Consider the following 22,474-nt stretch of genomic DNA (forward strand, 5'->3'; position numbering starts at 1 on the left):
GTTTACACCTCACTATGGTATGACAATCCATCAATGTTCTAACTTAGTTAGGGATAACTAAGACAGCTTAAATTTAGTGTCGAGGCAAAGTAGTGCAACTAACATTCAGCATTCTCTCTTGGGGCGCTTGGTCTCCCCAATATCAGCACCCGCAAAGTTGGCAAACTTGGTGCAAGAATTCGGCTGAATTAAATCTCGGTACGTCACAGTCTGATAGCACAGCTCCCGCACTCAAACACGTTCCCGCCATGCAGCGCCGCCGTTTTAGTCGCTTAACTAAGATGATGTTAGAGGTGAGTTTTCAGTGCGATATGCCGGCGAACTGCCGCTCAATTTTTGCCTCGCGCCATGGTGAGTTACAGCGCACCATAGGACTGCTCGAAGACATTATCGCCAAACAGCCCTTATCGCCCTTAGGTTTTAGTCAGTCGGTACACAATACCGCTAGTGGCATTTTTGGCATAGTAGCAGCCAATACCGCGCCATCGACCTCAGTTGCAGCAGGTACCGAAACCCTGTCACAAGCTATGGTTGAAGCCTTCGCCCAATTACACCAATCGCCAGAACCCTTGCTGTTAGTGTTCGGTGATGATCCTGTGCCACCTGTGTACGATGAGTTTACCCAAGAATTTGAATTACCTTTGGCCCTAGGCTTACAGCTCGCGCCCTTCGATGCGCCCGCTTCAGTCAAGCTCACAGTCAGCCGCATCTGTGAGTCGACAGCATTAAACCCTTTGACCTATGGCGCTTTTATCCACGCCCTAGCGACAACGCAAAATATTTCAGGCTGCTTATCCCAATGGCATTGGAGACTTGAGCATGTTTGATACAACCCACAGCCATGACGCTGCCAATAGCCATGAAGATTCAATGCACAATGCCGCTTATACCCCGCCGGAAACTCGCCGCGCAGGGCTGAATTATGTGCCACGTTGGCTCGGTGGCGTGAGTTGTTATATCGCCTTTGGCTTAGGCGGCTTATTAAGCTCCTTGACCATTTTGCCTTTGCTGCGTTTTTGGCCAGGCACACCCGAGGCGCGGATTATTCGAGTCCAAAAGGCCGTGCATCTAATGTTCAAAGGCTTTGTCGCCATGCTCACTTGGGCGGGCGTGATCCACGTTAGCACCCACAGAGCACAACAATTGCACGACGCAAAAGGCGTTATCGTTATCGCCAATCATCCCAGCTTAGTGGATGTGGTGGTGTTGATAAGCCTCATGCCCAATGCGGGCTGCATAGTGAAACAAGGTTTATGGCGTAATCCATTTTTGCGTGGTGTGGTGTCCTGCGCGGGTTATATCCCCAATCGCGGCGCCGAACTCATGCTAGAGGATTGCCGTGAAGTGCTCGCTAGGGGCACCAATTTAATTATCTTCCCCGAGGGCACACGCACGGTTGTCGGCGCGACCATTAACGACTTTGCCCGCGGCGCCGCCAATATTGCCTTAAGGACAGAAGCCGATATTTTACCTGTGGTGCTGCGTACCAATGTGCGTGGTTTGACAAAGGAGCAACCTTGGTATGAGATCCCAAGGCAAACCATGGGGATGGCCGTTGAAATCGGCACAACAGTTTCTTACCAGAAGTACCAAGCGTCTTTAGGTGAGCATGCAAAAATGGCCCGGCAGCTGACGCGGGATCTTGAACACTACTATAAACAACAACTCGAAAATAATTATGAACTTAAACAATGAAATAAAGCAGTTAATCATCGACTGCCTCGATCTTGAAGACGTCAGTATTGATGATATTGAAACCGATGCGCCGCTCTTTGGCGAAGGTCTAGGCTTAGATTCTATCGACGCCCTCGAACTCGGCTTAGCCATCAAGAAAAAATTTGATGTTAAAATCGAAGCGAACTCGGATGCCACTAAGGCCCATTTCCACAGTGTTGCCAGCTTAGCTAGCTTTATCGAATCCCAGCGCCCATAGGAGAGGAATATGCAAAATCGTGAACAAATCCTCGCCATGCTGACCACTATTTTAGTGGACGAATTCGAAATTGAGGCTGAGGCAATTACGCCTGAAGCCAACCTGTATGAAGAGCTCGATCTCGACAGTATTGATGCCGTCGACTTAGTGATAAAGCTGCAACAAATGACAGGTAAAAAGATCCAACCCGATGAATTTAAATCCGTTCGCACAGTCAACGATGTGGTGAATGCCATCGAAGGTTTAGTTAAAGACTAATGCGCGCCTTGCTACAAGTCTTAACCGCCCTCACATTGCTGGCCTATCCGGTTGCCGTGTATTTCGGGCTGAATTATTTGCCTGCTGGCACCATAGCGCTCGTGCTGTGTGTATTGCTGATTGTGCGGTTAATGCTACAAAAGCAAAAGGTTAAGACGTTAGTATTGCCCCTGTTTGTGGGGATTGCGCTTACGGCAGGCAGTTATCTTGCCAAGCGCAGCGACTGGCTTTTGTATTACCCTGTGGTAATAAATCTGACTATGCTGGCTCTGTTCAGTTATTCACTGCACACTGGCCCATGCATGATAGAGCGTTTAGCCCGCTTGAAAGAACCCGATTTACCGGATGAAGCCATTCCGTATCTTAAAAAAGTCACCCTACTTTGGTGCGGCTTATTTATCTTAAATGGCTCAATGGCGGCTTATACCGCTGGCTTTACTAGCTTAGCAACCTGGACCTTGTATAACGGTTTGATTGCATACGTACTCATGGGACTGCTCCTCGGTGGGGAATGGTTATATCGCAGCTTTTGGTTGAAGAAAACATGACACAGCTACTCAAAAACTGGTTAACCCAAGGGCCCTTTGCCCAACAACTGATCAGCTTTAATCACCACGACATAGTCACAGGTGCATTATTTACCAATCAGGTGGCGTATTTTTACGAGCAACTGCTCGCCGCGCCCGAGAAAAAATGGCTGCTCGCGAGTGATACCAGCGATCTGTTTGCCGTCGGATTATGTGCCGCGCTGTTAGCGGGCAAAGAAATTATCCTGCCACCGAACACCCAAACCGGCACCTTGAGCGAGTTAACCCACCAGTTTGATGGCATATTGTCAGACAAGCCTTTGTGCGAATGCCAAGCTTTTGTGCTGCTGAAAAAGGAACTGAGCCCGCCCAACAAACCTTGGCCCGCGAGCGAGGCTATCGGCGAGTTAGTGCTATTTACCTCTGGCAGCAGCGGCGAACCTAAGGCGATCCGTAAAACACTCGAACAGTTAGATGTCGAAGTGTCTGTACTCGAACATACTTTTGCCGAGCATTTGCCCCATTGCAGTGTGGTATCCACGGTTTCCCACCAGCATATTTATGGTCTGTTATTCAAGATTTTGTGGCCGCTCGCCGCCAGTCGACCGTTTTTAAGCGAGCAGATTGAATACCCAGAAACCCTAAGTTATTACACGGCCTTACTGCCAAACCTGTGTTTGATCAGTAGTCCAGCCCAATTATCGCGCCTACCTAAAGCGCTAGAGCACGAGCGGCAACTGCGCTCACCGAGCTTAGTTTTTAGCTCTGGCGGCCCATTAAGTTTTGCCGCGGCCAAGGGCGTCAACCAGTGCTATGGTCACCTGCCCATCGAAATTTTTGGTAGTACAGAAACGGGCGGCATCGCCTATCGCCGTCAGCATGAGGCCGATGAACCTTGGCAAGTGTTTGACCGCATCTCAATAGATCAAGATCCTAGCGACGGCGCCCTGCTGCTGAAATCGCCCTATTTGGCCGACGATGAATGGCTGCGCTGCGAAGATAAAATCGAACCAACCGAAAATGGCCAGTTTAGACTCAAGGGCCGACTCGATCGCATCGTTAAGATTGAAGAGAAACGCCTGTCGCTAGCGCAAATGGAAACCCTCATGTGCAGCCACGCCTACGTTGAGCAAGCTGCACTAGTCGTGCTGCCACAGTTTAAATCCCAACTTGGCGCAGTGGTGACCTTGTCAGAACTCGGTAAAAACGTGCTGCAAGAACAGGGCAAACTCAGTATTAACAATGCCCTAAAAGCACATTTACTGACCCAATTTGAGCGCGTCACCCTGCCACGCCGCTGGCGTTATCCCAATATTTTACCGCTTAACACTCAGGGTAAGCGTGTCACTGCACAGTTAGTCGAGTTATTTGATCATGATTAAATCGAGTTTACCGCCGATCCTGCATTCCGATATCGGCATTGATAACATTGAATTACGTCTGTTAGTGGCGGCCGACCTTGAGTATTTTAACGGCCATTTCCCCGAACAAGCCGTGTTGCCGGGCGTGACGCAATTAGATTGGGCGGTGCGTTTAGGCTGCCAGCATTTCGGTTATTCAGAGGCGGTCGCTAACTTAGAAGTGCTTAAATTTCAGCAACTCATACTGCCGGGCCAAGAAGTCACCTTAAGCATTAGCAATAATGCCGCTAAGGCAAAACTCACCTTCGCCTATAGCGATGGTGACAACCGCTACGCGTCGGGCCGTATCGCCTTTGATACCTCGCCATTGGTCAATCAGTCTTCCGATGTCAACAATAACGGAGCGAGTCAGTGTTAACGCCACCCAGCGACCTTGTTGAGTCGGCGCCCATTAAGCTCGCCTTAGTGATCCCCAATTACAATCACAGCGCCGCGATTGCCCAGACCTTGGCCGAACTCGCCCAATTTAATCTGCCCTGTTATTTAATTGATGATGGCAGCAATGACGAAACCCGTTATCTACTGCAATCCTTAGCCCAAACCTATCCTTGGGTGACTTTGCTGCTGCATCCGTATAATCGTGGTAAGGGCGCAGCTGTGATGACAGGGCTGCGCCGTGCCTACCGCGATGGCTTTAGTCATGCGCTGCAGGTCGATGCTGATGGCCAACATAATCTCGCCGATATTCCAGCTATGATAGCAAGGGCACAGGCTAAACCCGATGCGCTGATTTCGGGTAAGCCTGAGTACGATGAATCCGTGCCTAAGGGCAGGCTCTATGGCCGTTATCTAACCCATTTTTGGGTATGGGTCGAAACCTTAAGCTTTGATATTCAAGATTCTATGTGTGGCTTTCGCGTTTATCCGCTGGCCGCCACCGAGCGATTACTGTGCCAGCAAGCCTTAACGGAACGAATGGATTTTGATATCGAAATCCTGGTTAAACTCTACTGGCAAGGGGTAGAGATTCTATTCCAGCCGACTAAGGTGATTTATCCCGAAGGCGGCGTCAGTCACTTTCAAGGTGTGGCCGATAATGTGCGCATCACTAAGCTGCACACTAAGTTATTTTTCGGCATGCTCAAACGCCTGCCTTGGCTATTGAAGCGTAAATCGCAGCAACAAGCCGTGCAAACTTCCCATTGCTCGTCAGCAACACAATCGATTTCAGCAACATCATCAACTTCAGCTACCCATTGGTCTGGCATGAAGGAGCGCGGCAGTTACTGGGGCATCAAACTGTTAGCCGAGAGCTATCGCTTTGGCGGCCATTGGTTGTGCCGCGCCATTATGTATCCGGTGATTTGCTATTTTTTCCTCACAGGTAAAGTCACCCGTGAAGCCTCGTTAGATTTTTTGCGCCGCGTGCAAAAACTTGAGCCGCAACACCCTAAGCTCAATCAGCCTGTAGGCTGGCGCGATAGCCTGAATCACTTTTTAGCCTTTGGCAATGCCGCACTCGATAGAATCGATGCCTGGTGCGATCGCATCCAATTGAGCCAAGTGGATTTCCCCGACCGCCAAGTGCTGGCCGACCAGCTCGAAAGCGGCAAAGGCGCGGTGTTATTAGTGTCGCACCTGGGTAATTTAGAACTTTGCCGCGCCATTTCAATCCACCAGCGCAAAGTCAAAGTGAACGTCATGGTGCTAACTAGCCATGCGGAAAACTTCAATAAGGTGCTCAAACAGTTAAACCCAGATAGCACGCTCAATCTTATTCAAGTGACCGAGCTGAATCCTGCAACGTCTATGCTGTTGCAGCAAAAGATAGAAGACGGTGAACTGGTGGTGATCGCGGGCGATAGAACCTCATCGAATACCCAAGGCCGCGTCATGTATGCGCCGTTTATGGGCCAAGATGCCGCGTTTCCACAAGGGCCGTTTATTTTGGCGGGCTTACTCGATTGCCCCGTGTTTTTAATGTTTTGCCTGCGGGAACAAGGGCGTTATCGGGTGCATTTAGAACGCTTTGCCGAAACACTGAAAGGCCCAAGAGCGGGCAGAATGGACAGATTACAGCAGGCCGTTAACCGCTACAGCGAACGTTTAGAATACTTTGCCAGACGCGAGCCTTTGCAATGGTTTAACTTCTTCGATTTTTGGCGCAAAGACAACGAGCTACAACGCACCCCATCGCATTTAGTACAGCCTAATCCGTTACCGACAACTTCAGCATCATCGCCGATCCCAGAGCAGGATCATAAGACAGACAGGACACAGCATTCATGAGCCACACCAAAGCAGCCGACTCCGAGAGTCAATCAGACCTACAGACTGTTGAGTTCGGCCGTCAATATCTCACATTAGAACAAGTGGTTGCCGTCGCCAAAGGCGCGCCAGTCAAGCTCTGTGATGATGCGGATTATCAAGAATATATCCAAAAAGGTGCGCGCTTTATCGATAGCCTGCTGCACGAAGAAGGCGTGGTCTATGGCGTAACCACAGGTTATGGCGACTCTTGCACAGTCAATGTGAGCTTAGATCTGGTCCACGAGTTACCACTGCATTTAACCCGCTTCCACGGCTGCGGTTTAGGCGAGACCTTAAGCATAATGCAGGCCCGCGCTGTGATGGCTTGCCGTTTAAACTCCTTAGCCATTGGCAAATCTGGCGTGACCTATGAGCTATTAAAGCGCATCGAAACCTTGCTGAATCTCAACATAGTGCCAGTCATCCCAGAGGAAGGTTCGGTCGGCGCCAGTGGTGATTTAACGCCTTTGTCGTATTTAGCCGCCGTGTTAGTCGGTGAGCGCGAAGTGATTTACCAAGGTGAGCGCCAAGCGACTCAAGCTGTGTACGCTAAGCTCAACATCATCCCGCATGTCCTGCGCCCAAAAGAAGGCTTAGCCTTGATGAACGGCACGGCTGTGATGACGGCTTTAGCCTGCTTAGCCTTTGATCGCGCGCAATATCTTGCCCGCTTAAGTAGCCGCATTACCGCCATGGCTTCATTAACGCTAAAAGGCAACTCGAACCATTTTGATGAAATCTTATTTGCCGCCAAACCGCATCCAGGGCAAAACCAAATCGCCACTTGGATACGGGAAGATTTGAATCACCACGAACATCCACGTAATTCTGATCGTCTGCAGGACAGATATTCCATCCGCTGCGCACCGCACATTATCGGCGTGTTGCAGGATGCGCTGCCGTTTATGCGTCAGTTTATCGAAACCGAAATCAACAGCGCCAACGACAACCCGATTGTCGACGGCGAAGGCGAGCATATTCTCCACGGTGGCCATTTCTACGGCGGCCATATCGCCTTTGCGATGGATTCACTGAAGAATACTGTGGCCAACTTAGCCGATCTTATCGACCGCCAAATGGCGCTAGTGATGGACCCTAAGTTTAACAATGGCTTACCTGCCAACTTATCCGGCTCAACCGGTCCGCGCCGCGCGATTAATCATGGTTTTAAAGCGGTGCAAATTGGCGTGTCGGCTTGGACGGCAGAAGCGCTCAAGCACACTATGCCCGCCAGCGTGTTCTCTCGCTCGACCGAATGCCACAATCAAGACAAGGTGAGCATGGGCACTATCGCCGCCCGCGATTGTATGCGCGTGCTGCAATTGACCGAACAAGTCGCGGCAGCAGCCTTGCTCGCCATGACCCAAGGTATTGGCCTGCGTATCGCACAGAATGAGCTGAACGAAGCCTCGCTCACACCCTCATTGGCGAAAACCCTCGCTCAAGTGCGCGCCGATTTTGAAACCTTAATTGAAGATAGACCGCTTGAAGCCGTGCTACGCCAAACCATAGCTAAAATCCAAGCGGGCGAATGGGAAGTGTGCCGATGAAATCATTGCTCACTATCGATATGGAAATGCAAATCCCCTTCCACGATGTGGATTCTATGGGGATTACTTGGCATGGCAATTACCTGCGTTATTTCGAAATAGCCCGCTGTAAACTGCTCGATGAACTGGGCTACAACTACCGCCAAATGCAAGCATCCAACTATGCGTGGCCGATTATCGATTTGCAGATTAAGTACGTCAAAGCCAGCACCTTCGAGCAAAAAATCACAGTACGCGCCGAGTTAGTTGAGTGGGAAAACCGCTTAAAAATCAATTATCAAATTCGCGACGTTGAAACCGGTACGCGCATCACTAAGGGTTATACCATTCAGGCGGCGGTCGATATGAGCACCCAAGAATTGTGCTTTGTTACCCCAGATGTGTTCCGTGACAAAATCGCCACCCTGCTCGCTAAGGTTGAAGACTAATGAACTCAGTACTAGCCAAGAGCTCTGCGCTAACGAAGAACCCTGTGCTGGCGAAGTGTGCATTATTTCTCTGCTTAGCTTTTGCTTTGATAAGCCTGCCACTCAAGGCTGAGACCTTAGCCGCGCCCGGCGCTTATCAAACACTCTTTAGCCAAAGTGCAGATACCGCGCAGCTTGTCGCCTTAAGCCAAAAACTTAACTTGGGCGAAACGGTGCGAGGTCAGTTTGTGCAATCTCGGCAGTTGAAGGTGCTCAAAAAGCCGTTAATCAGCCAAGGTCAGTTTATCTTCGATCAAACCCAAGGGCTGATCTGGCAACAGATAAAACCCTTCGAATCCCTACTGATTTTAAAGGATAAACAACTGATCCAGCGCGATAGCCAAGGTCGAGTGCAGGTCAGCAAGGCCGATGCCTCGGCAAGCGCTGCCGCTATGGGCGATTTATTACCCAGCCTAGTGCGCGCTATGCTCAGTGGTGATATTTCCGGTTTAAGCGAAAACTTCGAGCTGCACTTTCTCATCACAGACAAGTTAAGCCCAGACGGCCAATGGCAATTAGGCCTAACGCCCAAAGATCCCTTAATGAAAAAAGCTATCGCCAATATGGTGTTAGAAGGTGGCGATGTGTTGCAATCCTTAGTGCTGCTGAGCGCCGCGCCGAATGTGACATCACAGGATATGACCCGCATCGACTTTATTGCGCTTTCCCAAGGCACACTCAGCGAAACCGAATTGGCGCAGTATGCGTTGGCGCTCGAGGCGAGCAAACCTTAGCCATGGCCTCCAACTTCGCCGCGCGCGCCAATCAAGCTTTGATGCAATCTTCCCCTAAGTGGCGCCTCGTCGTTTGGTTGCTATTGATGCTGTCAGCAAGTCTGTGGACGCTGCAACTCTGGCAAAACGGCGCACGGGTGCAGAGCGATATTCTCGCCATGTTGCCGCATTTACAGCAAGACAAACTCACAGAGCGCGCCCTTAACCAAGTTGAAGCCACGCTCGCCGACCAAGTCTATATTGCGCTCGTCGCCAAGGATGAAACCACAGCAATCGCTGCGGCTAAGCTGTTGATGCAAAAGCTTGAAGCTGACCTTGTTGCAAGGGGTAAGCAAGGCGCGCTAACCGATATCCGCAGCGCCGATATGCAGCTCGGCGAAGTGCTAGGGCAATTCTATTTTCCCCACAGATTTAAATTACTGACAGCGCCGCAAGCCGAAGCATTAGCCAGCCAAAATATTGAAAGTCTGATTGAGGCAGCCACAGCGCAGTTTTACAACGCCTTTAGTTACGCCAATAGCAACTTGCTCGCCCAAGATCCGCTGCTGTTATTCCCGGCCAATTTACTCGCCCTCGCACCGAGTTCAAAAGTCAGGGCCAGCCAAGGGATACTGCTCGCGAATCAAGGCGATAATGTTGCCGCGGTCGTCATGGCAAAGGGGCGAGAAAGCGCTTTTAATCCCAATGCGCAATTAGCGCAGATGACGGCATTAACTGCGGCCTTGGATGCGGTTGAAGAAGGCTATCCAGATATTACCGTGCTCAAAGCTGGTGCCCTGTTTCATGCCCTTGCGGCAACGCAAACGGCTAAGAGTGAAATATCGATCCTCGGCCTAGCATCCTTACTTGGGGTGATAGCCTTAGTTTGGTTGGCGTTTCGCTCAGTGATGCCGCTACTGTTGGCGATTGTCACTATTTCCAGCGGGCTGTTGCTCGCAGTGACTTTTACCTTAAGTGTGTTTGGCGAGCTGCATTTACTCACCTTAGTGTTTGGCACTAGCTTGATTGGCATTGCCATCGACTACAGTTTTCATTTTTACTGCGAACGCTTAAGCGATACAGAGCGGAGCGCACAGGCCACAGTGGCGTATATCTTCCCAACGGTGACGCTCGCCTTTATCACCAGCGCCTTGGCTTACGTCGGCATAGGTTTAGCGCCGTTTCCCGGCATGCAGCAAGTCGCGATTTTCTGCGCAGCAGGTTTACTTGGGGCCTATCTCACCCTCATTCTCGCCTATCCACTGTTAGCGGGAAGTCGTTTGCCTGAAGGCTCCCGCCCGTTAGCGCTCGCGGGAACTTACCTTGCCTGTCTCACTCAGTTATCGAAACGATTTACCACGCCGTTAGGCATGGGCCTATTTGCTTTAGTGATAGTTGTTTGGTGTCTGATTGGCGTATCAAAGTTAACCGTCGATGACGATATTCGCCATTTGCAGCAAAGTCCTGCAAGCGTGACTGAGCCAGAAAACCAGCTACGCCAGTTACTCAGTGGCGGCACAGATAATCAATTCTTATTGGTACGCGCACCGAGCGAAGAAGCGCTGCTGCAACAGCTTGAGCGAGTGTCACCCATGCTCAATGCCGCTATCGCTAACCAAGAGTTAGGCAACTATGTCAGCCTCAGTCGTTATCTGCCCAGCCATCGAAAACAAGACACGGCTTACCACTTACAGGGCGAAATCTATCAAACTCAGATAGATACTGTGCTCACAAGCCTTGGTTTGGATGAAAATCTAAAGCCAGAACTGCAAGCCGCCTATTTGGCCGCGAAAACAGAGTACATCACGCCTGCTGCATTCTTTACGCTAGGGGCCGGCAAGCAACTCGCGCCGCTGTGGCTCGCGCCAAATGAGGCTAACAGTCCAGTCAGCAATGGCGCGCTAAATGATGATGGGGCAAGCGCAGAACATGGCGCGGAGCATGGAGCAGATCAGGGTGCCGATTATGGAGCTGATTATGGTGCAATAGTCCTCCTTGGCGGCATTCAGCAAATCGATGCCCTTAAGGCGCGTTTTACCCATGATGAAAGCGTACAACTTATCGATAAAGTCGCGGACATTTCCGCCGTCATGGGCCACTACCGACTGTTAACCCTAAAGCTGTTAGCCCTTGCACTTGGCATCGCACTCTTGTTGTTTAGCCTGAATTTCGGCTTTAAAAAAGCCGCGGTTGTGGTTGCCGTGCCGGCCCTTGCGGCCTTGCTCACGCTCGCAACCTTAGGCTTAACGGGCTCGCCACTGAGTCTGTTCCATGCACTGGCGCTCATTTTAGTTTTCGGGATTGGCATAGACTACAGCTTGTTTTTTGCCTCAGCCCAGAACCACGGCAAGGCAGTGATGATGGCGGTGTTTATGTCCGCCTGCTCGACCCTATTGGCCTTTGGTTTACTCGCCTTTAGCCAGACCCAAGCGATTCATTACTTTGGCTTAACCCTGTCGCTGGGCATAGGGTTTACCTTTTTACTTTCGCCGTTGATTTTGACTACAACACAGGCTTTAACCAACAATCCGCTTCTAACGACTAAAAAGTCCTGATGACTACAAGGAACGTACTTTACATGTCTACACCCGTTCACGATTTATCAACTATGCCAAATTCACTCGATATCGATGTGGCCATTATCGGCGCAGGGCCTTCAGGTGCCATCGCCGCTAGCCTGCTGCACCTGCAAGGTAAGCGTGTGCTGGTGTTAGAGAAACAGCATTTTCCTCGCTTCTCCATCGGCGAAAGTTTACTGCCCTGCTGCATGCAATTCATCGAAGAAGCGGGCATGTTAGATGCGCTCAATGCTGCCGGATTCCAGCATAAAAATGGCGCCGCCTTTCGTCGCAATGGCACTTATACCACCTTCGATTTTACCGATAAATTTACCCCAGGGCCGGGCACCACGTTTCAAGTGCAGCGCGCCAGTTTCGATAAACTGTTAGCCGATACCGCCCAAAGCCAAGGGGTCGACATCCGCTACGGCGAAACGGTCGAGGCTATCGATTTAACCGAGAACCCACGCTTAACAGTGCGCAATGAACAGGGCGAGCTTTATCAAATCAATGCCCAATATGTGCTCGATGCCAGCGGGTTTGGGCGCGTGTTACCCCGCTTGCTCAACTTAGAAAGTCCGTCTTGCCTGCCTCCGCGCAGCGCCATCTTTACCCATGTGGAAGACAACATCAGCGATGCTAACTTTGATCGTAATAAGATTTTGATCAGCGTCCACCCTGAACATAAGGACATTTGGTACTGGCTCATTCCCTTTAGCAATGGTCGTTGTTCACTCGGCGTGGTGGCTGAGCCGCAATTACTTGAGCGTTTACAAGGTTCCCTTGAGCAACAATTGATGAGCATAGTCAACGAAGAACCAGGGCTAAAAGCCCTGCTGGCCAATGCGAAAGTGGTGCAGGAATGCGCCACGCTCAAAGGTTATTCTGCCAATGTGTCACGCCTTGCGACCGACAAGTTCGCGCTATTGGGTAATGCGGGCGAGTTCCTCGATCCGGTGTTTTCCTCCGGTGTGACTATCGCCATGCAATCGGCGTCTATGGCGGCAAAATGCCTAACGAAACAACTCAATGGCGAAGCGGTTGACTGGCAAGCCGATTACTCAACGCCTTTGATGCAGGGCGTGAATGCCTTCCGCACCTATGTGCAAGCTTGGTATGATGGCCGCTTTCAGGATGTGATCTTCTATGAAGAACCGAACGAGCGTATCAAGCAGATGATTTGTTCTATTCTGGCGGGCTATGCTTGGGATACGAATAATCCCTTTGTTAAAGACTCGGAGCGCCGCCTGAATATGATAGTCGAACTGTGCCGAAATCCAGCCGCCACTCCAGCATTCGCAGAGGTCTAATCGCATGCTGCTAAACCTTAACGCTAAATGGCTAATCATCCCCGCGCTATTGCTCGCAAGCCTTGGGCTAACGGGCTGTAGTGAACTGCTGTTCAGGCAGACCTGTGTCGGACTCGCTAAGGATATGCGTTATTGTTTGGCACCATTGCCCCATGACTTTGCTCCCGCGACCGATAAGCCGTTGACTCAGCCAAGGATAAAGTCCACGACTGAGCCTACAACTAAGCCCGCCATCATGGCGAGTCAGCAAACCGACAGCAACACAGGCGTATCTTCTCCCCAGTCCTTTAGCCAAAAAGTCAGTATTAAAGTGGGGAAAGAGTCCCACGAACTGCTCACTCAATTGGAGTTAGAGGGCGAGCGCATGACGCTCGTGGGTTTAGCGCCACTCGGACAGGCGTTGTTTACCTTGGTTTATGATGGGAATACACTCAGCAGTGAGCAAAGTGTGCTGCTGGGCGACAATTTTAAAGCCGAGTATTTAATGGCGATGATGCAACTGATCTATTGGCCTGAGCAGAGTATTCGCGCCCATTTGGAAGGTGGTCATTTAGTGACTGGTCTTTGCGATACGGTTGAGGGAAATAAGAGCGACACGCTTGTCGATACCCGAATGAATACAATCCCCTGTCGCCAGATCTATAGCCAAGATACCTTGATCAGTAAAAGCGCCCTGCAAACCCATGTGGTGCAAATCCGTTATCAACAAGATGTCGGCGATGCCCTATGGCAAGCCCACATCAGCCTAACTATGCCACAGGCCAAGTTTGAGCTAGAAATCGAACCTATTTAACCTTTTAACACCCGCACTTCACTGTGCCATGGTAAAAAAACGATACGCTATGATGAACAGAGTCGCCATTACACAAATTGGACTGTGTACCCCGCTAGGGCAAGATCCCCAGCAGGTTTTAGACCGCCTGATCGCAGGCGATACCAGCGCGATGCAGCGCAGTGACACACTCCTGTTCGAGCACCCAACCTTAGTTGCACCCGTGACGGCTGCGCTACCAAGCATTCCTGCAAAGCTCATCCAGTTCGATTGCCGCAATAACCAGTTACTGCTGTGCGCCGCACTGCAAATTGCCGCCACAGTTGAACAAGCGAAACGGGATTTGGGTCATGCCCGCATTGGCGTTGTGTTAGGCACCAGCACCTCTGGCATATCTAAAGGTGAAGCGGCCCTAAGCTATCGCAATCAACACGGCCACTTTCCGGCGGATTACCACTATTTCCAGCAGGAACTCGGCAGCACTAGCGACTTTTTGCGCCAATATTTTGAGCTAGATGGCCCTTGCTACACGATTTCAACCGCCTGCTCCTCCAGCGCCAAAGTCTTTGCCAGTGCCAAACGTTTACTCAGCGCTAACCTCTGCGACATGGTGATTGTTGGCGGTGTCGACAGTTTGTGCCAACTCACAGTTAATGGTTTTAATGCTTTGGAATCTGTGTCCAAAGGCCACTGCAATCCTTTTAGCATCAACCGTGATGGCATCAATATCGGCGAAGGCGCAGCACTTTTCGTGCTAACGGCGGGCGAGTCCGATGTGATGCTCGCGGGTATTGGCGAGTCGAGCGACGCCCATCATATTTCGGCGCCACATCCCGAAGGTGCAGGCGCCATCACCGCCATGCAAGCGGCGTTGCAGGATGCAAACATTGCAGCACAAGACATCAGTTACATTAACTTGCACGGCACAGCCACACCCAAAAATGATGCGATGGAAAGCCGCGCTGTGGTTGAAGTATTTGGCGCCAACACGCCGCCCTGTAGCTCGACCAAACCCTTAGTCGGCCATACCTTAGGTGCAGCTGGCGCGATTGAAGCTGCCTTCTGCTATTTATTGCTTTCGGCACATAATCGCGACCAAGCCCTGCCGCCCCATCAATGGGACGGACAAGTCGATCCGCAGGATCCGTCCATAGCCTTAGTCGAACGCCATCGAGTCGCCGCCAAAGGCGCACTTAACTATGTGATGAGTAATTCCTTCGCCTTTGGCGGCAGCAATGCCAGCCTGATTTTTTGCCGTAACGAGGCCTAAAATGATGCCCTTTATTCAATTCAATTTACCCTTTTCTGAGCAGGATATTGCCGATTTCATCCCCCACAGGGCGCCGATGATCTTGGTCGATAAGATCATCTCTTATCAACGTGATACCTTAGTTACCGAAGTCACGATCACGCCGAAAAGCCCCTATTTCGACGATAAACATCAAGCCGTACCCAATTATGTGGGTATCGAATATATGGCCCAAAGTATTGCCGCACTGGCCGGAGTAGAAGCTAAGCTGCGCAATGATAAAATCCGCGTGGGTTTTCTGTTGGGGTCGCGCAAATTAGCGCTACATGCCAAGCAATATGAACTCGGGCGCACCTATCGCACCCAGGTAAACCGTCTCTATCAAGAGGAGTCGGGATTAGCGGTATTCGATTGCCAGATTTATCTGCTGCCCAAAGCCGGAAGCGATCAAGAAAAAATCTTAGTCGCCACAGCGAATGTGAATGTGTTCCAACCTCAAGACACGCAAGCCTACCTTGATGGAAATCAAGACGCGGGCAATAGAAGCCTTGGACACTGACTCAGACACTAATATCGAGGCAATGCAAAGACCATGCTATAGCAGCAAACTGAATTAGCCTGTCGATAAAAGCGTTAGATTAAACGCCTTAGCAAGCAGCCTTTACCATAAATACATGAAACCCCATACCGACTCCTAAAGATAAAATGGGGTGGAGAAAACAAATGAATAACAGAGTATTAGTCACAGGTTCGAGCCGCGGCATAGGTAAAGCCATTGCCCTCAAACTGGCCGCAGCAGGCTTCGATATCGCCCTGCATTACCACAGCAATCAAACGGCGGCCGATGACACTGCCGTTGAAGTTCGCGCGCTTGGAGTCGATGTGAGCCTGCTCAAATTTGATGTCGCCGAACGCGCGACAGTCAAAGCTGCCATCGAAGCCGATATCGAGGCCAATGGTGCCTATTACGGCGTGATCCTCAATGCTGGCATCAACCGCGATACAGCCTTTCCCGCCATGACAGAAAGCGAGTGGGACAGCGTCATTCACACTAACTTGGACGGTTTTTATAATGTGATCCATCCCTGCGTGATGCCTATGGTACAAGGCCGAGAAGGTGGACGTATCATCACTTTAGCTTCGGTATCTGGGATTGCGGGCAACCGTGGACAAGTGAATTACAGTGCCTCCAAAGCGGGCATTATCGGCGCGACTAAGGCACTGTCATTAGAACTGGCAAAACGCAAAATTACCGTCAACTGTATCGCCCCGGGCTTGATAGAAACCGACATGGTGGCCGATATCCCTAAGGACATGGTCGAGCAATTAGTGCCGATGCGCCGTATGGGTAAACCCAATGAAATCGCCGCCTTAGCCGCATTTTTAATGTCTGACGATGCAGCCTATATCACTCGCCAAGTGATATCGGTCAATGGAGGCATGATCTAAATGAGCGAGGCGACAAATCAAACACGCTTGGGTAAACGAGTGGTCATCACAGGTGTTGGTGGTATTACCGCCCTAGGCCATGATTGGCCAACCATTGCGGCGAGCCTTAAGGCGCAGAAAAACTGCGTCGTCACTATGAGTGACTGGGATAGATACGACGGACTCAACACCCGTTTAGCCGCGCCAATTACTGACTTTGAAGTGCCAAGCCATTATTCGCGCAAGAAAATTCGTTCCATGGGTCGGGTTTCCATCATGGCAACCCGCGCCAGTGAACTGGCTTTAATCGATGCGGGGTTGTTGGATGACCCTATCGTGTCCTCGGGTGAAATGGGCATCGCCTATGGTTCATCCACGGGCAGTACCGATCCTATTACCGCCTTTGGCGATATGCTGAAAACGGGCGATATGTCGGGCATCACCGCAACGAGTTATATCCGCATGATGGCGCACACCACAGCGGTGAACGTCGGCGTATTCTTCGGCTTAAAGGGCCGAATTCACACCACCAGCAGCGCGTGCACTTCGGGTAGCCAAGGCATAGGTTACGCCTATGAAGCTATCAAATACGGTCAGCAAACCTTAATGTTGGCGGGCGGCGGCGAAGAACTCTGCCCCACCGAAGCTGTGGTGTTCGATACCCTGTTTGCCACCAGCACTAAAAACTCGACGCCCGAACTCACGCCACGCCCCTTTGATGCGGATCGCGATGGCCTCGTCATTGGCGAAGGGGCTTGTACACTGGTGCTCGAAGAGCTCGAACACGCCAAGGCGCGCGGCGCCAAGATTTACGCTGAGTTAGTCGGTTTTGGCACAAATTCCGACGGTCAACACGTCACCCAACCGAATGCGCAGACCATGGAAATAGCCATCAGATTAGCCCTCAAAGATGCGCAGCTTGAGCCTAGCGCCATAGGTTATGTGAACGCCCACGGCACAGCAACCGACCGTGGTGACATTGCCGAGAGTCACGCGACTCAAGCGGTGTTTGGCGCAGATACGCCAATTTCATCCCTTAAAAGCTACACGGGCCACACCTTAGGCGCATGCGGTGCGTTAGAAGCTTGGGTGAGTATTGAGATGATGAATGCGGGCTGGTTTGCGCCAACACTCAATCTTGAGAATATCGACCCACAGTGCGCTGATTTGGACTATATCCGTAACGAACTGCGCCCGATCGACACAGATTATGTCATGAGTAATAATTTCGCCTTTGGCGGCATTAATACCTCGCTGATTTTTAAACGCTGGACCAGATAACACCTAAAACCCACATAAGGACATAGCAATGAAACCACTGTTTGCAGGGATGCTGCTGAGCATCAGTTTATTAACCGCGCCACTCTTTGCCAAAGAATACACGGTAGAAACCTATCAAGAAGTCTTTAAGGGCGACAACGAATTTAAGCAGAAACAAGCCATCGAATCCTTAAGCCTTGCAGGCTTATCCGATCCTGCAATTTACGATGTGCTCGAAGCTAAACTGCTTGCCTCTTTACCCCAAGCGACTGAAAAAAATGCCATCGACTACAGTGCTTGGTTAGTCAAAGGCTTAGCCTACTCGGGTAACGACAAGTACAGCGAAACCATCAACAGCATTGTGAATGGCAACTATCACAAAAAACTCAAAAAATACGCATCTCAAGCCAATGAAAATCTAGCGCAATATAAAAAGTGGAATACCATTCTTGGGGATAAAAGCCAATATGCTGCCGACCAAAGTCAGCAAAATAATGCCTTTGCCAATGCACTACGCAGCGATGATTTAGAGTTAATGCGCCTAGCGGCTAAACGCATTATGGATGATCGTCAGTACGATGACTTTATCCTAGCCATCCTCAGTAACGAATTAAAAACGCCACGCTTAATGGCCGATGACAAACTCGCCATCGATACCTATGCCAACATGGCAAAAGCCCTAGCAAGCTCAGGCAATGCAGATTACCGCGACGTGATTGAGAATATTGCGACCACAAGTTCGAACCGAAAACTGCAAAAATACGCGGCTAGCTACCTGAAGAAATTCTATTAAACCAGCCTGTTTTACGCTTAATCGAGAAAATTATGGCCGAGCTTATCCTCGGCCATTTTTATATCCGTTTGGATCACTTTTTAAATTAAAAGAAAATTTACTGTTGGCCTTAGCGTTTGCTGATATTCGCCTTTACAGGCTTGCGATGGTAATCACTCACGACACTGTGAAATCTAAGTTGATAAACGAGAGTTACGGAAGGCGAAGAGACAGTTAAACATAGATATTGTTCAGAGTGAGGCCAACCATGGTACTGGCTCGGCGACGCGCAGCAAGTCCATCCTTGGATGCTCGACCGCCCCGTCCATGGGGCGGACGGTCGTCTCACCAATCACCATGATTTGCCTTTCGAGCATCAGCGTAACCTTTAAGCTCAAAAGACTAGAACGAACAATTAACAAATGGCAGATCCCTTGAAATTTCATGCTAACACAGAATTATATACAGCCTCATGTCTAAGGAATGAAAAACAGACTTTGCAATATCTAAACCGATTGCAGTAATCCTCATAGGTGGGCTCGTCCTCTTTCTGATGAGTTTTAGCAACTATATTGTGGCCCATTCCATTGCGAAGCAGATTTAAAGTGATGAGTCCATTCCATTATCCATGTCCTGACTCACGCAATTTATTCCAAAGCCCAGCGACAACTTCGCAGGAAATTGGTGTGTCGGTAACTTCAACCTGAAAAATCTAAAAAGTTCTCCTATCCAATCTCTTATTTAATCTCACTGTCCCACAGGATAGCTAACAATCGCTGTTGAGCCATCTAAGAACATCATCTGGTTACCGTGTAGTCCATGAAATGGGAATTCAGCATAGGGTAATCCTTGTGACGACATGTTGATGCGAAGGACGGTATCATCCAATCGAAACTCTCTAGCATGCCAAGGAAAGATCCCCTTATTCTTCTCTGTAACCATAAATGCAATCGGAAAGAAATGTAAATGACTCGAAATAGCAAGATTACCCTCATTAAAAAAAGCGATATTTTTAGCACTGACATGCCTGCTTGATGGATAAAACCAATAATACATTTCATGAGTGTCGACCAAAGCATCGTCATCACCCAACACAAATCTCTTTAATGGGTCAAAATATGGGGTAGATTCTGGTTCAACCTTACATTCCTTTACCGATGTCGCTGCCAATATGTGCCCAATCATAGCTCGACAAAACTTAATAGCATCAACCTCAACACTGATTTCAGTATAGGGGCTGGTTGGTATGTTGAAATAGTCCTTTATCTTAGAAGTTAATAACTTACATACTCTAGCGATCTCCGTATCATTATCACCACCAACATGAAGGCCATTACAGGTTTTACAAAGTGTTTTGAATTTGCTTCCATTGCTTGATTCAATACCCTTGACACCATTTCCCGAAACAAAACCTGCCGTTTCAGTTATGTGCCGCTGTTCAACTTTAGTTATAGTTATACTGCCTTGCGGAGGTACATGATCAAATGTCAGTACTCCATATTTCCCACATATTAAACAATATCCTTGGGTTATCTTTGTATGAGCGATTCTTTCAGATATTGACTTACTGTATTTTCCCATTGCCGCCCCCTTGCTATGACATTTTCTCGAGTAACTTAACTGGTACTGTTCAAGAAAGATAGAACACACATTAAAAGAGAAAAAACCTAACTAGCGATTCAATTTTTGTTTTCAATGATTGATGAATAACACTTAAATTATATGCATAAGCCAACACATCAAAAGATCTGACAGACATAACTTTTACTCCTTAACAATTGACCAACCACGCTATAGCCTCAGGAATACACCACCCCCTCGGAGTTGCCGCAGGGCATTAGCGTTCGTTGCGTGATCGAGGCATGGAGGCCGAGATAGCGTCAGTCGAATCAGGGACGAGCGTCTGACGCGATAGCATAAGGACGCTAATTGCCCAAGGGGATTTCAACTACGTAAGGGGCGTCTTGGAGAATCCAAGGAGGATAGGACGAGCAGTCCTCCTTGGTCGGGTGTGGGGTGAAGCCCCACGACTTTGACTTTGATTCTGTGTTTAGCTTTAGCTAAAGCTAAAAACTCTTGGCCTACCCTTTGCTTATCCCCCGCAGCGTTTTAACGCTAAAAACAACGAAACGCGATAACACTATGATGGACAAGCAACAAAAGAGGGAGTTTCAATCTTGAGAAAGACGATGAAAATTATACTAGATGATCTAAAAGGACCTGAAATCGCAGCACTTTTAACGGAACACCTCAACGATATGCGGGCAACTTCACCGCCTGAAAGCGTTCACGCATTAGATCTTGATGGCCTGCGTCAGCCCAATATTCGCTTTTGGACCCTATGGGATGGCAACAATTTAGCGGGCTGCGGTGCACTAAAATGGTTAGATGCCGAGCACGCCGAGATCAAATCCATGCGCACTGCCGCGCCTTATAAGCAGCAAGGCATAGCTTCTAAAATATTGCAGCACTTAATTAACGATGCCAAAGCTGCAGGCGTAACGCGCCTGAGTCTAGAAACCGGTTCGATGGACTTCTTCAATCCTGCACGTATGCTCTACAGCAAATTTGGTTTTGAAACCTGCGGCCCCTTCGATGGCTATCAACTCGATCCCAATAGCCTATTTATGACCAAAAAAATCTAAATATCGCGCGCCTTAGTCTTTGAAATTCATCTCTAAGGCGCTTTGTTGCAGTTAAGTATTCGCTCGCTTAACTACTGATGCAGTTCTGTGCCCGTTCCACCAATGGATAATAAACCCAAGCAACAGCCCCCAAAATGCGCTGCCGATGCCCAGCACACTAAATCCTGATGCGGTGACTAAGAAAGTGATCACCGCCACTTCGCGATCTTCGGTTTTAGCTAATGCAGCGGTAAGGCTATTGGCGATAGTGCCAAGCAGCGCTAATCCGGCGATGGCCAGTACTAATTCCTTCGGGAAAGCGGAAAACAGACCAACCACAGTGGCGCCGAGTAACCCAGTGATAAAGTAAAACACCCCGCCCCATACCGCCGCCCAGTAGCGGGTCGCCGGATTCGGGTCTGCTTCTTTACCCATGCAAATAGCCGCTGTAATAGCGGATAAGTTAAAGGCAAAACCGCCAAAGGGCGCGAGAATTACCCCGATTAGCCCTGTGCTCGTGATCAAAGGCGAAATAGGCGGCCTGTAGCCATTACCGTGCAGCGCAGCAACTCCTGGCATATTTTGCGAGGCCATAGTCACTACAAACAGCGGTAGCGCCACGCCAATTACACTCGCCAGCGAAAACTCAGGCGTGGTCCACACTGGCATCGCCAGTTGCAACTGAACGGCATCTAACTTGAGTAAATCCAATTGAAAGCTCATGCCAATGCCCACCAGCAAGGTCAGCAAGATGATGTAGCGCGGCGCAAAAGGTTTAACGACGACAAACACCAATAGCATGATCAATATGAGGCTCAGCTGGGTTTGCATAGCCTGAAATAGCCCTAGGCCAAATTGCAACAGGATCCCCGCCAACATGGCGGAAGCGACTGACTGCGGCATGATGCGGATCAGTTTATCCATCCAGCCCGCCACCCCGCAAAGGGTAATTAACATCGAGCTCACCAGAAACGCGCCTATGGCTTGGTTGATGCTCAACCCTGCAAGGCTAGTCACCATAAGCGCCGCGCCCGGTGTCGACCAAGCCGTTAGAATAGGATTCTTGTAGTAAAGCGATAACCCTATGCTGGTCACGCCCATGCCCACACCTAAAGCCCACAGCCATGAACTAATCTGTGCAGGTGTCGCCCCCACGGCCTCAGCCGCTTGAAAGATAATCACAGCCGAGCTGCTATAACCCACCAATACCGCAATAAAACCCGCTGATATTTTTGACAAACTCCCTGCATCTCGCCACATATCCACTCCCTTTTTCTGCAATTAATACCGTCATGACTTTGTGCGCTATCACTTATCAAATGAATAAAACAACCTTCGTGCGCTATAACGTACGAGATGGACAAGATAGCACCTGTGCGTTA

22 protein-coding genes are annotated in these 22,474 nt (G+C 49.8%); 20 read left to right on the forward strand and 2 right to left on the reverse strand.

The window, feature by feature from the left end:
• Window positions 1–92: 92 nt before the first annotated feature.
• From NE536_RS02435 to NE536_RS02525, 19 genes are all read left to right on the forward strand, one after another.
• Complete coding sequence (locus tag NE536_RS02435) at window positions 93–827, forward strand: beta-ketoacyl synthase chain length factor (protein ID WP_261271687.1); 735 nt, start codon at window positions 93–95, stop codon at window positions 825–827.
• A complete protein-coding gene (locus NE536_RS02440) occupies window positions 820–1,695 on the forward strand; it encodes a lysophospholipid acyltransferase family protein (protein WP_259521524.1) in 876 nt (291 codons plus the stop codon). The genes NE536_RS02435 and NE536_RS02440 overlap by 8 nt, the downstream gene beginning before the upstream one ends.
• Window positions 1,679–1,933 carry a phosphopantetheine-binding protein gene (locus NE536_RS02445; protein WP_006079824.1) on the forward strand — a complete coding sequence of 85 codons (255 nt, stop codon included), beginning with the start codon at window positions 1,679–1,681 and terminating at the stop codon, window positions 1,931–1,933. Before NE536_RS02440 ends, NE536_RS02445 begins: the two co-directional genes overlap by 17 nt.
• A gap of 9 nt (window positions 1,934–1,942) precedes the next feature.
• Window positions 1,943–2,191 carry an acyl carrier protein gene (locus tag NE536_RS02450; RefSeq protein ID WP_011982196.1) on the forward strand — a complete coding sequence of 83 codons (249 nt, stop codon included), beginning with the start codon at window positions 1,943–1,945 and terminating at the stop codon, window positions 2,189–2,191.
• Window positions 2,191–2,739 carry a COG4648 family protein gene (locus NE536_RS02455; RefSeq protein WP_063884994.1) on the forward strand — a complete coding sequence of 183 codons (549 nt, stop codon included), beginning with the start codon at window positions 2,191–2,193 and terminating at the stop codon, window positions 2,737–2,739. Before NE536_RS02450 ends, NE536_RS02455 begins: the two co-directional genes overlap by 1 nt.
• A complete protein-coding gene (locus NE536_RS02460) occupies window positions 2,736–4,100 on the forward strand; it encodes an AMP-binding protein (protein ID WP_261271688.1) in 1,365 nt (454 codons plus the stop codon). Before NE536_RS02455 ends, NE536_RS02460 begins: the two co-directional genes overlap by 4 nt.
• Window positions 4,093–4,497, forward strand: coding sequence for an ApeI family dehydratase (locus NE536_RS02465; protein WP_261271689.1), 405 nt, complete (start codon window positions 4,093–4,095; stop codon window positions 4,495–4,497). The genes NE536_RS02460 and NE536_RS02465 overlap by 8 nt, the downstream gene beginning before the upstream one ends.
• On the forward strand, window positions 4,491–6,368 hold the full coding sequence (locus NE536_RS02470) for a glycosyltransferase family 2 protein (protein ID WP_261271690.1): 1,878 nt from the start codon (window positions 4,491–4,493) through the stop codon (window positions 6,366–6,368). The genes NE536_RS02465 and NE536_RS02470 overlap by 7 nt, the downstream gene beginning before the upstream one ends.
• Window positions 6,365–7,939, forward strand: coding sequence for an HAL/PAL/TAL family ammonia-lyase (locus tag NE536_RS02475; protein WP_261271691.1), 1,575 nt, complete (start codon window positions 6,365–6,367; stop codon window positions 7,937–7,939). Before NE536_RS02470 ends, NE536_RS02475 begins: the two co-directional genes overlap by 4 nt.
• Complete coding sequence (locus NE536_RS02480; protein ID WP_261271692.1) at window positions 7,936–8,367, forward strand: acyl-CoA thioesterase; 432 nt, start codon at window positions 7,936–7,938, stop codon at window positions 8,365–8,367. Before NE536_RS02475 ends, NE536_RS02480 begins: the two co-directional genes overlap by 4 nt.
• Window positions 8,367–9,140, forward strand: a complete 774-nt coding sequence (locus NE536_RS02485) for an outer membrane lipoprotein carrier protein LolA (protein ID WP_261271693.1) — start codon at window positions 8,367–8,369, stop codon at window positions 9,138–9,140. Before NE536_RS02480 ends, NE536_RS02485 begins: the two co-directional genes overlap by 1 nt.
• Before the next feature lie 2 nt (window positions 9,141–9,142).
• The gene (locus NE536_RS02490; protein WP_261271694.1) at window positions 9,143–11,674 is read left to right on the forward strand and encodes an MMPL family transporter; all 2,532 of its coding nucleotides are present in this window, start codon (window positions 9,143–9,145) and stop codon (window positions 11,672–11,674) included.
• Between the two features lie 23 nt (window positions 11,675–11,697).
• The gene (locus NE536_RS02495) at window positions 11,698–12,987 is read left to right on the forward strand and encodes an NAD(P)/FAD-dependent oxidoreductase (RefSeq protein WP_261271695.1); all 1,290 of its coding nucleotides are present in this window, start codon (window positions 11,698–11,700) and stop codon (window positions 12,985–12,987) included.
• Window positions 12,988–12,991: 4 nt separating this feature from the next.
• On the forward strand, window positions 12,992–13,780 hold the full coding sequence (locus tag NE536_RS02500) for a DUF3261 domain-containing protein (protein ID WP_261271696.1): 789 nt from the start codon (window positions 12,992–12,994) through the stop codon (window positions 13,778–13,780).
• A gap of 49 nt (window positions 13,781–13,829) precedes the next feature.
• Window positions 13,830–15,029, forward strand: coding sequence for a beta-ketoacyl-[acyl-carrier-protein] synthase family protein (locus NE536_RS02505; protein ID WP_261271697.1), 1,200 nt, complete (start codon window positions 13,830–13,832; stop codon window positions 15,027–15,029).
• 1 nt (window position 15,030) lies between these two features.
• Window positions 15,031–15,567 carry a hotdog family protein gene (locus tag NE536_RS02510; protein ID WP_425347523.1) on the forward strand — a complete coding sequence of 179 codons (537 nt, stop codon included), beginning with the start codon at window positions 15,031–15,033 and terminating at the stop codon, window positions 15,565–15,567.
• A gap of 164 nt (window positions 15,568–15,731) precedes the next feature.
• Entirely contained in the window at window positions 15,732–16,457 is a 726-nt protein-coding gene (locus NE536_RS02515) for a 3-ketoacyl-ACP reductase FabG2 (protein WP_261271698.1), read from the forward strand.
• A complete protein-coding gene (locus NE536_RS02520) occupies window positions 16,458–17,717 on the forward strand; it encodes a beta-ketoacyl-ACP synthase (protein ID WP_261271699.1) in 1,260 nt (419 codons plus the stop codon).
• 28 nt (window positions 17,718–17,745) lie between these two features.
• Window positions 17,746–18,489, forward strand: a complete 744-nt coding sequence (locus NE536_RS02525) for a hypothetical protein (protein ID WP_259527445.1) — start codon at window positions 17,746–17,748, stop codon at window positions 18,487–18,489.
• Window positions 18,490–19,215: 726 nt separating this feature from the next.
• Here NE536_RS02525 and NE536_RS02530 read toward each other — a convergent pair.
• Window positions 19,216–20,049 carry a metal-binding protein gene (locus NE536_RS02530; protein WP_261271700.1) on the reverse strand — a complete coding sequence of 278 codons (834 nt, stop codon included), beginning with the start codon at window positions 20,047–20,049 and terminating at the stop codon, window positions 19,216–19,218.
• Between the two features lie 608 nt (window positions 20,050–20,657).
• Here NE536_RS02530 and NE536_RS02535 point away from each other — a divergent pair.
• Window positions 20,658–21,113, forward strand: a complete 456-nt coding sequence (locus NE536_RS02535) for a GNAT family N-acetyltransferase (protein ID WP_261271701.1) — start codon at window positions 20,658–20,660, stop codon at window positions 21,111–21,113.
• Between the two features lie 51 nt (window positions 21,114–21,164).
• Here the strand turns inward: NE536_RS02535 and NE536_RS02540 are convergent, their stop codons facing one another.
• Window positions 21,165–22,352, reverse strand: coding sequence for a benzoate/H(+) symporter BenE family transporter (locus tag NE536_RS02540; RefSeq protein ID WP_261271702.1), 1,188 nt, complete (start codon window positions 22,350–22,352; stop codon window positions 21,165–21,167).
• Between the last annotated feature and the right edge of the window lie 122 nt (window positions 22,353–22,474).

Source organism: Shewanella septentrionalis, from assembly GCF_025370265.1.
In the GTDB taxonomy this organism is placed as follows: Bacteria; Pseudomonadota; Gammaproteobacteria; order Enterobacterales; family Shewanellaceae; genus Shewanella; species Shewanella hafniensis.

What these genes read in the sequence shown, in the direction of transcription:
- NE536_RS02445 (WP_006079824.1), top strand. Translation starts at nt 1,679, where the DNA reads ATGAACTTAAACAATGAAATAAAGCAGTTAATCATCGACTGCCTCGAT.
- NE536_RS02525 (WP_259527445.1), top strand. Translation starts at nt 17,746, where the DNA reads ATGAAACCACTGTTTGCAGGGATGCTGCTGAGCATCAGTTTATTAACC.
- NE536_RS02520 (WP_261271699.1), top strand. Translation starts at nt 16,458, where the DNA reads ATGAGCGAGGCGACAAATCAAACACGCTTGGGTAAACGAGTGGTCATC.
- NE536_RS02515 (WP_261271698.1), top strand. Translation starts at nt 15,732, where the DNA reads ATGAATAACAGAGTATTAGTCACAGGTTCGAGCCGCGGCATAGGTAAA.
- NE536_RS02510 (WP_425347523.1), top strand. Translation starts at nt 15,031, where the DNA reads ATGATGCCCTTTATTCAATTCAATTTACCCTTTTCTGAGCAGGATATT.
- NE536_RS02540 (WP_261271702.1), bottom strand. Translation starts at nt 22,352, where the DNA reads ATGTGGCGAGATGCAGGGAGTTTGTCAAAAATATCAGCGGGTTTTATT.
- NE536_RS02485 (WP_261271693.1), top strand. Translation starts at nt 8,367, where the DNA reads ATGAACTCAGTACTAGCCAAGAGCTCTGCGCTAACGAAGAACCCTGTG.
- NE536_RS02460 (WP_261271688.1), top strand. Translation starts at nt 2,736, where the DNA reads ATGACACAGCTACTCAAAAACTGGTTAACCCAAGGGCCCTTTGCCCAA.
- NE536_RS02535 (WP_261271701.1), top strand. Translation starts at nt 20,658, where the DNA reads ATGAAAATTATACTAGATGATCTAAAAGGACCTGAAATCGCAGCACTT.
- NE536_RS02495 (WP_261271695.1), top strand. Translation starts at nt 11,698, where the DNA reads ATGTCTACACCCGTTCACGATTTATCAACTATGCCAAATTCACTCGAT.
- NE536_RS02455 (WP_063884994.1), top strand. Translation starts at nt 2,191, where the DNA reads ATGCGCGCCTTGCTACAAGTCTTAACCGCCCTCACATTGCTGGCCTAT.
- NE536_RS02450 (WP_011982196.1), top strand. Translation starts at nt 1,943, where the DNA reads ATGCAAAATCGTGAACAAATCCTCGCCATGCTGACCACTATTTTAGTG.
- NE536_RS02505 (WP_261271697.1), top strand. Translation starts at nt 13,830, where the DNA reads ATGATGAACAGAGTCGCCATTACACAAATTGGACTGTGTACCCCGCTA.
- NE536_RS02475 (WP_261271691.1), top strand. Translation starts at nt 6,365, where the DNA reads ATGAGCCACACCAAAGCAGCCGACTCCGAGAGTCAATCAGACCTACAG.
- NE536_RS02480 (WP_261271692.1), top strand. Translation starts at nt 7,936, where the DNA reads ATGAAATCATTGCTCACTATCGATATGGAAATGCAAATCCCCTTCCAC.
- NE536_RS02490 (WP_261271694.1), top strand. Translation starts at nt 9,143, where the DNA reads ATGGCCTCCAACTTCGCCGCGCGCGCCAATCAAGCTTTGATGCAATCT.
- NE536_RS02440 (WP_259521524.1), top strand. Translation starts at nt 820, where the DNA reads ATGTTTGATACAACCCACAGCCATGACGCTGCCAATAGCCATGAAGAT.
- NE536_RS02530 (WP_261271700.1), bottom strand. Translation starts at nt 20,049, where the DNA reads ATGGGAAAATACAGTAAGTCAATATCTGAAAGAATCGCTCATACAAAG.
- NE536_RS02500 (WP_261271696.1), top strand. Translation starts at nt 12,992, where the DNA reads ATGCTGCTAAACCTTAACGCTAAATGGCTAATCATCCCCGCGCTATTG.
- NE536_RS02465 (WP_261271689.1), top strand. Translation starts at nt 4,093, where the DNA reads ATGATTAAATCGAGTTTACCGCCGATCCTGCATTCCGATATCGGCATT.